Raw genomic sequence first — 13,816 nt, forward strand, 5'->3', positions numbered from 1 at the left:
ACCGTTAGTAAGTCATAGCGACGAAAAAGACCACCGCGCCGATCACCGCGCCAATGAAGCAATACCCTTCACCTGTCGACAAATCGGTTTCCTCTTCCTGCGCGCGACTCGCAATCGCACACCCAACGAGGCCCGCGAATGCCGTTGCACCGAGCACGGCAATCGTCATCACAACGTCGAACAGCGCCGAACGGCCCAACTCTTCCATGCGCAAGTCGCGTTGCAGCAGCCAGATCGCCGCCGCCGAAATCGACAAGAGGATAAGCGGGAGCCATACCCTGCGCGCTTCTCGAGCGCGCTCGCCAGCCATCGTTTTCATCGTGCCGCCCCCTCCATGCGCAGCTTGCCGAAGATACGGTGCGCCATTGCACCTAGCGCACGCGCCGCCCAAATCGATTGTTTTGTGCAATCCGATTCTTCCGACGAGGGAGGATGGCTGCCAGCAGGCTGGCGCCGATGGTGGAACGTGTAGTCCGCGAGAGGGCCACGTAAATCGCTGTCGAGCAGGTACATCGCATGTCTCCGATCAGGCTTGTGCCACGCGGGCGCATTCGTGGCGCCTCTATGTCGACATCGTAGGTGACGAAGTTCCGTTATGCAACAATTCGTTCAATTAACTGTGTCGGTGTTTTCACCAGCCGCCAGGGCGTAGCGTGCAGCGTATGCGCGAGCGCAAGCTACGCACACGGTCAATTGTGCGCAACGGATCGTATGCAATTTGGGCAAAGCAAAAGGCAGCCCAGGCCGCATCGCCGATGCGGCTTCGCAACGCGAAAAACGGGCCGCCGAGGGGCGATCAGGAAACCTGGAAACCGCCGTCGACAGCCAGGAGCTGGCCGGTGACATAGTCCGATGCCGGCGAGGCAAAGAACAGCACGGCGCGCGCGATATCGGAGGCGACGCCAATGCGGCCCAGGGGCATACGGCCGGGCTGCGTAATCGGGCCGCTTGCCTGATGGACCTTGGTCGATGCAGCTGCGCCCTCGGTCGCCACGCCGCCGGGCAACACTGCGTTCACACGAATTGCGTCTGCTGCAAATTCGAGAGCAGCCACTTTGGTGAGATTGTTGACACCCGCCTTCGATGCGCCGTAATCGCCGTTGTCGAAGATTACGGGCTGCAGCGAAGCCACCGACGAGATATTGATGATGGAACCGCCGCGCTTGGCCGCTTGCATGCGCTTGATCGCTTCGCGCATGCAAAGGAAGGTGCCGCGCAGGTTCACGCCGAGAACCTTGTCCCACTTCTCGGCCGACGTTTCGACGAATTGCGTCTTCGGATAGATACCCGCATTGTTGACGAGAATGTCGAGACGCCCGAGCTTTGCCTGAACGGTTTCGTACATCGCAAGAATCGAAGATTCATTGCCGATGTCCACCTTGACGGCGATCGCCTTACCTGAAGCGCTTTCGATTTGTTTGACCGTTTCCTGCGCCGCTTCCTCGTTCAGGTCCGCCGCGACCACAGCGGCGCCGGCCGACGCCAGCAACAGCGCCGTCTCGCGGCCGATACCCGAACCTGCCCCTGTCACCACCGCCACTTTCTGATCGAGACTGAAAAGACTCGCCACATTCGTGCTCACTGCTCCTCCTTTGGCTCGCCATGCGAGCGGGTTGTTTTGTGAACGTCATTCGTAAACATAAACACCCCGTCTTGGGGTGTCAAGGTGAACGACGAAACGAATGACGCAAGGAGCAGCGAGAACGAATCGGTGCAACGGTGCTGTTGTGAGTGTCACGCCGGGGGCGGCGACGCGATCTCGCGCATGATGTCGAGCATCGCGCGGTGCCAGGGCTTGTGGGGTCTATCCGCCCACACCAGCGACACTTCCGTTTCGCCAGATGCCGGGACATCTTCTATATCGACGTAAGCAACGCCTTCCACAGGCAAGTATCGCGCCGAGTCCAGCATCAAACCGACACCCAGCTCGTGAGCGACGAGGTTGAGCATCGTATAGGGGTGGCGAGCCTGCTGGGTCACTCGCGGCGACAAGCCCTCCTCGCGCCGTGCTGCTTCGAACGCGGCGAACAGCGGTTGCGACATCTGCTGAGGGAACATGATGAGGGGATATCGAGCGAGATCCGCGATGCGAATCGAACGCTGCGTCGCGACCGGCCATTTAGCGGGAACCGCAGCCACCACGCGCAGGCGCTCGATCACCACGCTTTCCAGACCCGAGACGTCCGCCGCGCTGGTTACGACCACGCCCAGGTCGATGCTGCCGTTTTTCACGCTCGCGACAGTCAGGGCACTACCACGCTCGATCAACCGGACATCGACACCCGGCCATTGCTTGCGCAGCCCCTGAATGGCGAGCGGCATGATGCGTAGGGCGCACATCGGCACGAACGCCACGCTCAAGCTCGCCAGTTCATCGGCTGCCTGACGCACCCGCCGCTCGGCCAATTCCGCCTGCGCGATGAGCGGCTTGGCTTCCGCGAGCAAGGCGGATCCCGCGGGCGTGAGGGTCACACCGCGCGGCGTGCGTTCGAGCAGCTTGATGCCAAGCTGTTCCTCCAGCCGCATGATCGACTGGCTGAGCGGCGGCTGCGCCATGCCAAGGCGTGCAGCCGCACGCCCGAAGTGCTGGGTCTCCGCAACCGCTACAAAGTGCCTGAGATGCCGCAATTCCATGGCTTGATATGACTTCGATATCGAGGGTGCCGCCAGCATATCGCCTTTGTCCTATTGCGGTGCACCGCGGATGAACCCTGGTCACATTGTTGAACGCAGGTGGTATCGGGTGCATGCGGACTTGACGTAGACCTGCGTTAAACATACATTTTTGAATATCGTTCTACAATATGAATAAAACGGGCCGCCCGGATGATCTGGAAGAGGCATGGGGCAAGAGAACATTTCGAAGCGTGAATACGAACTGCAAGACGGTTCGTTGGTCCGGCATCCCCGAGGCGCCGAAAGCTTCGCGCCCGCGCGCGCGGCCCCATCTCCATCCACACGCGTTGCGCCACCCTGGCAGCCCTCACGGCGCGGTCGATATTGCTCACGCTGCCGAGGGGCACGACGGCTTGAGGCCGCCCTGTTGAAGGGTTGACATGTTCGACGCTGGCTGCGCCGTCAGCTTCGACGAATGCACCGCCGATATAGAGGCGCCCGGGGACGTCGAGCGGGCGCCGGTGCGATTGGGAAAGTGCCGTGTGCCGTTCCATTGTGCGTTTGACTGCTACAGGCAGGAGACGCGTGCAGGAACCGGCGCCGGTCACGCGCCGTCGATGTCAGTCGTGTCGTCTCCTGAGCATTTTCGTGGTCGGCCTGGCGCGCGCAGCGCGGGCCGCCTCTGATAAATTCGATTCCAGCGTCGGCTCATGCTCTACACTGCTTACTAAACGGAACATTTAGAGTGACTTTTTTTCATTAATCGACGATGCCAGAAATCCGCAATCTGCAGCCTTTCGTTCAGGCCGTCCGTTGCGGCAGCTTCATCGCGGCGGCAACCCGCCTACAGGTCACGCCGCCTGCCATCAGCAAGAGTATCGCGGCGCTGGAGCGTGAACTCGGCGTGCGCCTTTTCAACCGGACCACACGCAAGTTGAGCCTCACGAGCGAGGGGCGGCAGTTCTATCAACGGGTGGCGCCGTTGTTGAATCAGCTCGACGAAGCCGTCGCCGATGTGCGGCGCAGTCCCGAGCATCCGGAGGGCATGATCAAGGTATCCGTCACGCCGACGTTCGGGAGGCATTGCCTGACTCCGGTGATCGCGGAATTTCTGCAACGCTATCCGCTCGTCGAAATCGATATCAGCTATGACGAAATTGCGCCAAGCCTCGTCAACGACGGCGTCGACGTCAGTATTCAGCACGCGCGGGGACGCGGAACCAATCATGTCTGCCGTCCGCTGTGCGACTACCCCATCGTACTGGTCGCGAGCCCGGGCTATCTCGAACGCAAGAGCGTTCCTCAAACACCGGAGGAACTGGCGGAACACGAATTCGTCGGCATCCGTATGCCGTTCGGACTCGCCGCGCTTCATCTCGAACGCATGCCAGGAAGTACGCGAAAGCGCGGCGCCCGGAAGGACAGGACATTCGTCCACCATCCCCGCGGGCGTCTAACCGTGGCAGGCCAGCCGGACACCAGCCTCGTCGCAGCGCTCAGTGGCGCAGGGATCACGCCGTCTTCCGTGCCCGTGGTGCTACCGTATCTGCGTAGCGGGGCACTCAAGATCGTGCTTCCCGAATACCGGGTGCGCGGCGACGAGGCTGATGGCACGGGGCCGAGCATTTACGTGCACTACCCCCACCGCCAGTATCTGCCCGCGAAAGTCAGGGTTTTTGTGGATTACCTGCTCGAACGGTTTCGTTCGACCGATACCGGCAAAGCGGAACTCGACTCCTTTGCCGCCTGAATGCCGGGCAGCTTCATTCTTCATTCGTGGCCAGCACCGCGCCGTCGATACGCGGAAGGACTCATCGCAACGTATTTGTGGAAGATGTTGCGAAACGCGCGCACATCTGAATAGCCCACCATGACGGCGATCTGCTCGATTGAGACCTGAGTGTTGCGCAGCATGCGCTTTGCTGCCTCGATTCGCAATGAGCTTGCATAAGCCCGCGGCGTCATGCCGAGGCTTCGTGTGAAGCGGCGCAGCAACGTAGCGTGACTGACGGCCAGCACGTCCGCCAGTTCGCTGATCCTGAAGTCCTGGGCGAAACGCTGTGCGAGCCAGAACTGCGCGCTGCTTACGAGCGGATCGTCGCTCGACAGGCGGCCTTCCTCGCGCTCGCCATCCGTGCCTGTCGTCGAGGCGAGCCATTGAGCGGTATGCGATGAAATCGCACGATCGACGAGGCGCGCCACGAGTTGCCATTCGCTTGCCGGCACGCTGCAGGTGTGCGCACCTGCGTGCTCCGCGATCGTGGCGCCTGTGTCCACGCGCACCTTGGGATAGCGCGAGCGCAGCAAGCCCCTGAGCACGCGCGGGACAGCCGCAGGGCCACCGTCGAGAAGGCCTGCCTGAGCGAGCAGCAATACCCCTGTGCCGCTTGCGGCCAGTACCGCGCCCCGGGAACGTTGCCAACGCAGCCACTCCGTCACCGGCTGTGCGTGTTCGAGCAGCGTAACGAGCGCCTCTTCGCTGGCCACCGCAAAGGCCGGGACGTAGACGATGCTGTACTCGGCGTCGCCCAGCAAGTCGCCGTCACTATCCATCTTCCGGCCGCCGGCGAACTCCAGAGCGCCCGCGGTGGCGCTCAACAGTCGCACCTGCGTCTTCATCGTGTGGCGGTATGGCGGCGCGAACTGCGTAAATACATGTCGCGCAATAAGCGCGAACCCATCCACCAGCGCGCCTACGCTCGACAGATAGGTGCCCGGCAGCACGAGCGCGGCAACGTCTTTCACTGGCTCAGTCGGCGTGGCGGGCCTGCGAATTTCGATCCCCTTATATGCAGAATTTGATCCTCTTTCGCGGCGATCTTAGCACGCATCATCGTCACCATTGTCAGCAAAAAGAATGGCGGGAAGAGCGGAGCCGCTACCCGCCACCCATAGCCGCGCCGCTGCGGTAAAACAGGAGACGCAAATGAAGAGCCTGGAAGAGAAACACGCCTATGGTTTAAAGGTATTCGGCGAAATCATGGGTGAGGAAAAGGCAGCCGGCCTGCGGGCCGCAAGCGAGTCCAACGGCTTCGGCGCCGATATTTCACGCCTTGCCGTCAATTACGCATTCGCGGACGTATGGGGCGACGACAAGCTCGAGCGCAAACAGCGCAGCCTCGTGACGCTCGGCATCCTGATTGCCAACCGCCAGACGCTCGAACTGAAAAACCACGTCCGCATTGCAGTACGCAACGGTCTGAGCGCACGCGAACTGGAAGGCGTGCTTATCCAGGCGCTGCCGTATGCAGGCTTCCCGGCTGTCGCCTCCGCCACCACGGCCGTACTCGAGACGCTGCGGGAACTGGGTATCGACACTACCACCCGCACTTCGGAAGAACGCGGATTGCTGTGAGACGTCGGCAAAGCGCCCCTGCGACCAGAGGAGACAATTTGTGAGCACACCAATCGTGGATATCGTGCCGACGATGCGCGAGTTCAACGTTTCGAACGATCTGCTAGGCGATCACGCCGCGCTGCAAAAACGCTGGGACGAAGACGGCTACCTGTTCTTCCGCGACGTACTGGACCACGAGCCGCTCGAACGCATGCGCGCGCTGCTCGTTGACCACCTCGATCGCAACGGTTTCGTAGACCGTAACGATCGGGACGTGCGATGGACCGGCAAGGAGCGCGAAAATTTCAGCTTCTTTCCCGTGAAGGAAATGAATGAGCAGCGCGCCGCGCGAACCGTGATGGAAGATCCCGCAACGCGCGCATTCTTCCAGCGGCTCTTCGACGTACCGCTTTATTGGGTGCCGTTTACCGAATACCGCACTTCGCCGCCCGCCATCGACAAAAGCCGCACACGCTTCGACTTCATTCACGAAGATGCGATCTACAGCGACCGCCTCGACTTCATCATTTGCTGGATTCCACTCAGCGATATCGATGCGCAAGTCGGTGGGCTGGCCGTTGCGGAAGGGCTGCACAAGCTTCCGTGCCTCCATAAGAAGGACGGCGACAAGATCATTCCCATCGATCTCGCGAGCGTGCCCGAGGACGCATGGCGCCGCACGAACTACCGCCTGGGCGACGTGCTGTTGATGAGCCGGCGCACGCCGCATTCCGGGCTCAGCAATCATTCCGACCGCTTCCGCCTATCGCTCGACACGCGGATCCTGCCGCAAGGCGGCAGTTTCCCGTTCGCACCGCGGCTGCCCTATGTGGGCACGCTGACGTCTATCGCGTCTGACCAGATCGTTGTGCGCGACGCGGATGGCGAGCATGTCTTGCGGCTCGACGAAACGAGCTATTTGCGCGGTTTCCAGGGCAACCGCGTGCGCGGCGACGAGATTGCCGACGTTTATCAGCCGGGCTGCGAAGTGATCGTCGCCCACGAAGGCGGCCTCGTTCAAACGCTGCGGCCGCAGCATTGATCGTCCATCACAGCCGAAAGACGACGCTTCGTCTTTCCGCTTCGCGTCCTTCAGCGCCCGGCATTCACCCAACGTATTTTTCTGAACGTCGTGCTAATATTAGAATAACGGCACAATTCCAGGCCATTCTGGGATGACCTGTCGCCTGGCTAGTGACTTCGCGCGCTATGCGCCCGGCCACGACACGGCTGGCATTTCTCTGTAGTTCGACCACCGGAAAAATCATGGCCGATTCATCCGACGTGATACTCGTCATCGGCGCTACTGGCGCGCAAGGGGGGGCCACCGCTCGTCGCCTCCTTGCGGCTGGACGTACAGTGCGCTTCCTGACGCGAGATCCAGACTCGCCTGCTGCCCGGGCACTCATCGAAATGAATGCGCAGGGCCTAAGGGGGGATCTGGACGACCGCGAGTCGCTCGACAAAGCGATGGAGGGCGTCCGCTCCGTCTTTTCCGTTCTCCTCCCCGATTTCGATCGCAGCGACAGGGAGCGCCGCCAGGGTTTCGCGCTCATCAACGCAGCGCGCAACGCGGACGTCCCGCAATTCGTTCATACCTCCGTGGCGCAGGCAGGCAATCATTTGACGTTTCCAGACTGGCACGAGAAGCGCTGGAATCAAAAATACTGGACGGACAAATGGGACGTCGAAGAGGCCGTTCGCTCTGCGGGTTTCGAATCATGGACGGTCTTGCAACCGGCATTCATGATGGAGAATCTTGCTGAGCCGAAAGCGGGCACGATGTTCCCGCACCTGCGCGAGGGCTTGCTGCTCAGCGCGTTGATGCCCGACTCCCGGCTCGACTGGGTCGCCGCCGACGACGTGGGTGCGCTCGCAGCCAGCGCGCTCAACGACGCGCAACGCTGGCATGGCGAGACTGTGCCGCTGGCTTCGGAGAAGCTCACGATGTCTGAAGTGGGATCTCGCCTCGGTCAGGTCCTTGGCACACAGATTCGCGTTTCGCACGTCCCGCCGGACGAAGCGCGAGCAAAGGGCCTCGCACCGGGGTGGGTGAACGCGCAGGAATGGATCAACGCGGTCGGGTATCGCGTCGACATCGATTCGCTCTCCGAACGTGGCATCCAGCTGACCTCGATGACAGACTGGATCGACGCAAATCGACAGCACATCCCGCTTGCGTGACAGGTGTGCGAAACAATCCTTGAGCAATGGAAGAGCCGCAATGAATGTCTGTGCCCCCTCCTGGTTCGATCTCGCCATGAGCCAGCCACGCCGCTCTCACTTCACCGAAGCCGGCGGGGCCGCAGTGCACTATGTCTCCTGGAACGCCGCAGACACAGGCAAACCTCCGCTCGTCTTCGCGCATGGATTTCTAGGGCACACGCACTGGTGGGACTTCATTGCGCCGTTCTTCACCGACCGCTTTCGTGTGTTCGCTCTGGATTTCAGCGGCATGGGTGAGAGCGGCTACAGGCAGGAATACAGCGCAGACATTTTCGTGTGCGACCTCGTAGCCGTCGTGGATGCAATCGGCTCCGGTCCGTGCGTCGCGGTCGGCCACAGCTTCGGCGGATCGCGTCTCCTGCAGGCGTGCGCGACTTTTCCCGATCGTCTCTCGCATGCCATCGTGCTCGATTCGTATTTCATGCTACGCGGTGACAGCTTGCCTGCCGTGGAACGACGCCCGCCTCCACGCCCCTATCCGGACTGGCAAACCGCCGTCAGCCGGTTTCGCCTCATCCCCGAGCAGGATTGCGGGCCGTGGCTTCTCGAACATCTCGCGCAGACATCGCTTCGCCAAACCGCCGACGGCTGGGTGTGGCGCTTCGACCCGAAGCTTCGGGATCTCCAGCCGGTCGAAGGCGAGGAAGACCTGCTGACCCGCATCACGGTTCCCGTCAGCTACGTTCACGCCGAGTGCAGCAGCGTGGTCAGCGCGGATCGCGCGCGCCACATCGTAGCGGCAATTCCCGGCGCGAAGGGACCCATCACGATGCCGCGCGCAGGCCATCACATGATGCTAGACCAGCCGCTTGCGCTGGTGAACCTCTTACGGGCGTTGCTGGCATGAAACCCGACGCAACTGCAACCTGGTCGAGCGAGTTGCCCCTCTCGGCGCTGATAGCGCGCGCCGTCGAACGGCACGGCGCTACGCCGCTCCATTTTCATACCCAGGGCGGCGCCTATACGTGCACCACGCAGTCCCTACTGCACGACGCGAGAGAAATCGGCAAGGCGCTGCGAGCGATCGGCCTGCGTCGAGGCGATGTGATCGCGATACAGCTCCCCACGCAACGCGAGACTGCGCTTCTGTATCTGGCTGCACTCGAAATCGGCGCCGTGCTCGTACCGATCGTCCACATCTACGGTCCAGCCGAAGTCGGCTTCATCCTCCGGCAGTCGCGCGCCCGATTTCTTTGCGTACCCGACGTCTGGTGCGGCACGGACTACCTGGAGCGTGTCGCCGCGCTGGGCGACCCACCCGATCTGGAGCGCGTTATCGTCGTTGGCGATCGGGCGCCCGCGAATGGCATCACGTTCGATGCGCTGCAACGACTCGCGGCGACAACGCACGATCGGCATTCTGTGGATGCGCCCATGTCGGAAGACATCTGCCTGCTGCTGTACACCTCGGGAACGACGGCTTCTCCCAAAGGCGTACAGCACTCGCATCGAACCGTTGGCGCAGAGTGGCAGATTCCGTTCATCGACGGGCCGGGGCCATACCTCACGCCCTTCCCTGCCGGGCATATCGCAGGCTTCAATTTTCTGTTGCGCCCGTTCGTCACCGGCACGGAGATGGTGTTCATGGATCGATGGGACGCCTCACTCGCCGCGCGACTCATTGAACAGCACCAGGTACGCCTTTCGGGCGGCACGCCGTTCCATCTTCAAGGACTCCTTGATGCCGCTCATCGTGACGGCCGCAGCCTGGCGTCGCTCGTGTCTTACGGTCTGGGCGGCACGGGCGTCACGCCCGAGCACGTCGCCCTCGTCGATCGTGCCGGATTTAAGGGAACACGCGCTTATGGGTTGACCGAACACTCGACGGTGAGCGTTGGCTGGGCCGATTCGCCTTTTGAGATTCGAGCCAACACGGACGGGCGCGTTCAGCCCGGCTCTCAGGTGCGCGTTGTCGACGAGTTGGATCGCGACCTGCCTGCGGGACACGACGGCGAGATTCTCATCAAGGGACCGGAGTTGTTCGTCGGCTACACCGACCCGGCACTCAATGCGGCGGCATTCACTCTCGACGAATGGTTCCGGACTGGCGATATTGGCCATCTCGACGAAAGCGGCTGCCTGACCATTACTGACCGAAAGAAGGACATCGTGATTCGCGGGGGAGAAAACATTTCGTCGCTCGAAGTGGAGCGTGTGCTTGCCGCTCATCCCGCAGTGCGCGATGTCGCCGTCGTGGCCCAACCCGACGCCCGGTACGGCGAAAGAGTCTGTGCCGTAGTCGTCCTGCACGAACACACGGCACTCGACCTGAACGCAGTTCAGACCCACTTTGCCGCCGCGGGTGTGGCGAAGCAAAAGACCCCCGAGCATCTTTGCATCGTTGCAGAACTGCCCCGCACGCCATCGGGAAAAGTGCGTAAAGGCGACCTGCGCAAGCAGCTTTCCACGTAACAGCAGTTCAGTCGGCACTTATCGCGCGTGATTGTCCTGGCGGGACTTGAAAAAGCGATCTCGCTGCCGCGACACCTCTTCGGACGCGGCGAGTCGATCGTAAATCGCACGCGCGGCGGCCAGGCCCGCCTCGAAATCAGTCGACTCGGCGGCTGCAGCGATGGCATCCAGGCACTTGCTCTCTATCGCATCGCCACAGGCAAGACGTGCACGCGCCTGAGCGATAACGGGAACCGGATCGTGATCCGGCAATGGCAGCCGACTTATCAATGGCAACGCCGCGCTGCCGATCTTCTCTCGCGCCAGTTCGATCGCCAGGCGCAACACGTGCTGCTCATCGCCCTCGACGATTCGGTCGAATAGTGCTGTTCCGGCGAACGTACTCGCGGTCACGATCTGCGCGCCAAGAATGAATTCGATCGATTCTGCGAGGCCCAGCAGACGCGGCAAACGCTGCGTCCCGGACAACGGGATCACACCAAGCCTGCACTCCGGCAGTCCGATCTGCGCATTGCCCGCGACAAGCCGGTAATGGCAGACCAGCGCCGTTTCCAGCCCACCGCCAATGGCGAATCCGTGAATAGCGGCGACAACCGGCTTCTCGCTCGCCTCGATCACCGGATGAACGTGCAGCGATAACGCGGGGGCTGCCGCCGCAGCGGCCGTGCCCAATTCGCGGATGTCGCCGCCTGCCGAGAAGCCACGACCGCAGCCTTTGAGCACGATCGCTCGAACTTCCGGATCGTGCCGCGCCACTTCGAACGCAGCGACGAGCCCGCGACGAACTCCGAGGCCCAGCCCGTTGACCGGCGGGTGGCCCATCGCGACGACGGCCACGTCGTCTTCTACGTAATACTCGACGTTCTCGAAGCGCTGAGCGTTCCGGTTGTTCATCGATCGTTCGCCAGCCAACTCGGCATATCCGTCGGCCACGGATCCGCATATACCGCGTGCACACCCATTGCGGTCGTGTAGGCAAGATTCAGTACATTGCAAAACGCGACGAAGGCCAGCACGCGCAGCGCCGTGCGAACCGCAGGATGGCACTCGAGACGATCGACGCCTCGTTCGATCGCCGTGTAACCGTTGTTGTCGACGCTCATCAGTAGGAACGCAGAAGCCACGAAGGCGGACGGAAACAGCAGGAACTCGTAAACCGGAAACTGGTAGTAGTGACCGCCCCAGAAGGAAACACGCTGAAACGCGCCCGGCCATGCGTCGAATCCCATGAAGCGGCTGGCGGCGATATCGAGCAAACCCATCGTCATCCAGATGGCCGCAAAGCCCGCGAGCGTGAGTCCAACGTTACCTGCACGGGGCCAACGCTTGCGGACCGCACGCATCGCCCATAGCGCGACCACTGCGGTACCCGTGAAAGTGTAGAAATAGCTCGGTGCGTCTATCAGGATGGGCTCAGCAATGCGCGCATGTGGCGATTGCCAGAACGGAATGAAACGGCACCAACAGCCATAATTCAATGCATAGGCGTTATAGGTGAACATCGGACGAAGAAAGTCCAGCCACGGATCAAGCCAGTAGGCAGAGAGCCAGCCGATCATCATGAGACGCACCGCGTCGATGCGGCGGCTTTTGACGATTCCGTAGACGAACCATATTGCCACCGGAATCAACAGCAACACGCTGACCCATTGGTAATGGTCGATCGTCGCCTTCACGGATTCCGGAATCGTGTCCGTGCCCACATCGACGGGGCGAAAGTCCTCCGAACGAATCCATGCCACGTAGGCATGGATTTGCGCAAACGCGAAAAGCGCACCGAGCGCAGCCCACGCATACACCCTGTGCCAGGTCGTACTGCGCCGAGCGACCATCTCCGACATGCTTGCCTCCTCATCATCACACCATTCACATTTGTGAATGATGGTCTAAAAAATGTACCCTGCTGAGGAGGCAACGTCAAGCGCAATACGCAATGCCGGCTTCGATAGCGGCACGCCTGGCCGTGTCATTCAACGCCCCGAAGGTTGTTATCGGCCGATAAGGTCATGAATCTCGTGATCGAGCGCAGCCATTGCGAATCGCGGGGCAACTGCGCAATTGTTGACTTCCACCTGCCATTCCACCGGGTTCACGAGCCAGAAGAACAGCCCGTAGACGATGTGCCGCCGATACGCCTCGAGCGCGGTTTCAAATGACGGCGGCTCCTTCACCCCGTAAAACGCAAGCCGCTCGAGATAGTGCTCCAGCAACGCACGTTCCCATCGCGGTCGATCCGCAATGTCCAATGCCGAGATCAGGAAATACGTGACATCATGCGCCCACGGTCCGCGTCGATACGACTGCCAGTCGAGAAAACCGGGCGTGCCGTCGCGGTCGAAATAGAGATTTCCGAGGTGAACGTCGCCGTGGAGAAGCGTCATCGGCCCGATTCGGTCGAAAGCGCGCAGATCGAGCAACGCGCGCTCCATCCAGTCCCGATCGTGAAACCGCTTTGGCACGGCAGCCCCGCGCGGCAACTGCGTATAGCTTGCGAAAACATCGGGTTTCAACTGGCCCCAGTGATACGTGCCTGACTCGCCGTCGGGGAGCGGGTCCTGCGGCGCCAGCCAGGCCAGTTCACCACCACTATCGAGTTCCGGCGATTGCCAGAACTGGGCGTGCCAACGTGCCTGCGCGTCCAGATTCGCCGCGGCCTGCGCAAATGTGAGCGGCTTTTGCACGCGGCAGAATTCAACGTTCCGCGAGCGTAGATCTTCGAGGATCACGATAGACTGCCCGCTTCGAGCGTCCGTCTCTGCGTAAAAGCAGGCCGGTACGTTCGCGTGCATGTGAGGATGGACTTCCTTGAAGAACCTCGCCTCGTATTCGTATATGTAGGCGTTCAGATTCCGATATTCCGGAACGAAACCGCCCTTCACGATCAACGACTCCGGCAGGCCTAGCTCGCGCCCCCTTGCGTTGTAGCCAGGATGCACCCTGACTTTGGTAGCGGTTCCGTACATCACATCGCTCACTGCGAGTGATTCGACCGTCACGCCCGCATGACCGCGCGCGAGCGCCGACGTCAGCCACGACGTCGTGATTTCCTCGACGTGTAAGGGGAGCCTTTCGGGAGCCGGGTTCGATATGTTCGCAACAAGCATGTTGACGCGCTCCTGAGCAGTGCATGTGAGTTCGCGCATGTTGCGCGGCACCTCCAGACGCTCGCAACAGGGGAAATCCCGGCTGGCGTCATTGTTTTAAATATAGAACACCGTACACGTT

The 13,816-nt window shown here is 61.4% G+C and carries 15 protein-coding genes; 6 read left to right on the forward strand and 9 right to left on the reverse strand.

Going from position 1 to position 13,816, the window contains the following annotated elements; all coding sequences use genetic code 11:
• Positions 1–4: 4 nt before the first annotated feature.
• The 5 genes from ACOJB8_RS16305 to ACOJB8_RS16325 form a co-directional block, all read right to left on the reverse strand.
• On the reverse strand, positions 5–319 hold the full coding sequence (locus ACOJB8_RS16305) for a hypothetical protein (protein WP_368726703.1): 315 nt from the start codon (positions 317–319) through the stop codon (positions 5–7).
• Positions 316–513: a hypothetical protein gene (locus tag ACOJB8_RS16310; protein ID WP_475013367.1), complete on the reverse strand. Its 198-nt coding sequence runs from the start codon at positions 511–513 to the stop codon at positions 316–318. The genes ACOJB8_RS16305 and ACOJB8_RS16310 overlap by 4 nt, the downstream gene beginning before the upstream one ends.
• Positions 514–796: 283 nt before the next feature.
• On the reverse strand, positions 797–1,582 hold the full coding sequence (locus ACOJB8_RS16315) for an SDR family NAD(P)-dependent oxidoreductase (RefSeq protein ID WP_254353343.1): 786 nt from the start codon (positions 1,580–1,582) through the stop codon (positions 797–799).
• A gap of 152 nt (positions 1,583–1,734) precedes the next feature.
• The gene (locus ACOJB8_RS16320) at positions 1,735–2,673 is read right to left on the reverse strand and encodes a LysR family transcriptional regulator (RefSeq protein ID WP_475013368.1); all 939 of its coding nucleotides are present in this window, start codon (positions 2,671–2,673) and stop codon (positions 1,735–1,737) included.
• 98 nt (positions 2,674–2,771) lie between these two features.
• Positions 2,772–3,170 (reverse strand): aldehyde dehydrogenase family protein, encoded by a 399-nt coding sequence (locus ACOJB8_RS16325; protein WP_475013369.1) that lies wholly within the window; start codon positions 3,168–3,170, stop codon positions 2,772–2,774.
• 215 nt (positions 3,171–3,385) lie between these two features.
• Between ACOJB8_RS16325 and ACOJB8_RS16330 the strand changes: the two genes are divergently transcribed.
• Positions 3,386–4,366 (forward strand): LysR family transcriptional regulator, encoded by a 981-nt coding sequence (locus tag ACOJB8_RS16330; protein WP_475013370.1) that lies wholly within the window; start codon positions 3,386–3,388, stop codon positions 4,364–4,366.
• Between the two features lie 20 nt (positions 4,367–4,386).
• Here ACOJB8_RS16330 and ACOJB8_RS16335 read toward each other — a convergent pair whose 3' ends face one another.
• Entirely contained in the window at positions 4,387–5,361 is a 975-nt protein-coding gene (locus ACOJB8_RS16335) for a GlxA family transcriptional regulator (protein ID WP_475013371.1), read from the reverse strand.
• Positions 5,362–5,542: 181 nt separating this feature from the next.
• On the opposite strand from ACOJB8_RS16335, the gene ACOJB8_RS16340 reads away from it, so the two are divergent.
• The 5 genes from ACOJB8_RS16340 to ACOJB8_RS16360 all read left to right on the forward strand — a co-directional run bounded on the left by ACOJB8_RS16340 (position 5,543) and on the right by ACOJB8_RS16360 (position 10,591).
• Positions 5,543–5,971, forward strand: coding sequence for a carboxymuconolactone decarboxylase family protein (locus tag ACOJB8_RS16340; protein WP_069266493.1), 429 nt, complete (start codon positions 5,543–5,545; stop codon positions 5,969–5,971).
• A 40-nt stretch (positions 5,972–6,011) separates the two neighbouring features.
• Positions 6,012–6,995, forward strand: coding sequence for a phytanoyl-CoA dioxygenase family protein (locus ACOJB8_RS16345; RefSeq protein WP_069266492.1), 984 nt, complete (start codon positions 6,012–6,014; stop codon positions 6,993–6,995).
• Between the two features lie 167 nt (positions 6,996–7,162).
• On the forward strand, positions 7,163–8,137 hold the full coding sequence (locus tag ACOJB8_RS16350) for an NmrA/HSCARG family protein (protein WP_475013372.1): 975 nt from the start codon (positions 7,163–7,165) through the stop codon (positions 8,135–8,137).
• A 40-nt stretch (positions 8,138–8,177) separates the two neighbouring features.
• Complete coding sequence (locus tag ACOJB8_RS16355; protein ID WP_475013373.1) at positions 8,178–9,026, forward strand: alpha/beta fold hydrolase; 849 nt, start codon at positions 8,178–8,180, stop codon at positions 9,024–9,026.
• The gene (locus tag ACOJB8_RS16360; RefSeq protein ID WP_475013425.1) at positions 9,023–10,591 is read left to right on the forward strand and encodes an AMP-binding protein; all 1,569 of its coding nucleotides are present in this window, start codon (positions 9,023–9,025) and stop codon (positions 10,589–10,591) included. The genes ACOJB8_RS16355 and ACOJB8_RS16360 overlap by 4 nt, the downstream gene beginning before the upstream one ends.
• Positions 10,592–10,609: 18 nt before the next feature.
• Here ACOJB8_RS16360 and ACOJB8_RS16365 read toward each other — a convergent pair whose 3' ends face one another.
• The 3 genes from ACOJB8_RS16365 to ACOJB8_RS16375 form a co-directional block, all read right to left on the reverse strand.
• A complete protein-coding gene (locus ACOJB8_RS16365; protein ID WP_342947333.1) occupies positions 10,610–11,485 on the reverse strand; it encodes an enoyl-CoA hydratase-related protein in 876 nt (291 codons plus the stop codon).
• On the reverse strand, positions 11,482–12,432 hold the full coding sequence (locus ACOJB8_RS16370) for a spirocyclase AveC family protein (protein ID WP_475013374.1): 951 nt from the start codon (positions 12,430–12,432) through the stop codon (positions 11,482–11,484). The genes ACOJB8_RS16365 and ACOJB8_RS16370 overlap by 4 nt, the downstream gene beginning before the upstream one ends.
• A gap of 147 nt (positions 12,433–12,579) precedes the next feature.
• Positions 12,580–13,695 (reverse strand): phosphotransferase, encoded by a 1,116-nt coding sequence (locus ACOJB8_RS16375; protein WP_475013375.1) that lies wholly within the window; start codon positions 13,693–13,695, stop codon positions 12,580–12,582.
• Positions 13,696–13,816 lie beyond the last annotated feature (121 nt).

This window comes from Paraburkholderia sp. BR10141 (assembly GCF_056155635.1).

Coding starts and splice junctions, on each gene's coding strand:
- ACOJB8_RS16360 (WP_475013425.1), top strand. CDS start 9,023: ATGAAACCCGACGCAACTGCAACCTGGTCGAGCGAGTTGCCCCTCTCG.
- ACOJB8_RS16355 (WP_475013373.1), top strand. CDS start 8,178: ATGAATGTCTGTGCCCCCTCCTGGTTCGATCTCGCCATGAGCCAGCCA.
- ACOJB8_RS16370 (WP_475013374.1), bottom strand. CDS start 12,432: ATGTCGGAGATGGTCGCTCGGCGCAGTACGACCTGGCACAGGGTGTAT.
- ACOJB8_RS16325 (WP_475013369.1), bottom strand. CDS start 3,170: ATGGAACGGCACACGGCACTTTCCCAATCGCACCGGCGCCCGCTCGAC.
- ACOJB8_RS16310 (WP_475013367.1), bottom strand. CDS start 513: ATGTACCTGCTCGACAGCGATTTACGTGGCCCTCTCGCGGACTACACG.
- ACOJB8_RS16350 (WP_475013372.1), top strand. CDS start 7,163: ATGCGCCCGGCCACGACACGGCTGGCATTTCTCTGTAGTTCGACCACC.
- ACOJB8_RS16330 (WP_475013370.1), top strand. CDS start 3,386: ATGCCAGAAATCCGCAATCTGCAGCCTTTCGTTCAGGCCGTCCGTTGC.
- ACOJB8_RS16365 (WP_342947333.1), bottom strand. CDS start 11,485: ATGAACAACCGGAACGCTCAGCGCTTCGAGAACGTCGAGTATTACGTA.
- ACOJB8_RS16320 (WP_475013368.1), bottom strand. CDS start 2,673: ATGCTGGCGGCACCCTCGATATCGAAGTCATATCAAGCCATGGAATTG.
- ACOJB8_RS16305 (WP_368726703.1), bottom strand. CDS start 319: ATGAAAACGATGGCTGGCGAGCGCGCTCGAGAAGCGCGCAGGGTATGG.
- ACOJB8_RS16340 (WP_069266493.1), top strand. CDS start 5,543: ATGAAGAGCCTGGAAGAGAAACACGCCTATGGTTTAAAGGTATTCGGC.
- ACOJB8_RS16375 (WP_475013375.1), bottom strand. CDS start 13,695: ATGCTTGTTGCGAACATATCGAACCCGGCTCCCGAAAGGCTCCCCTTA.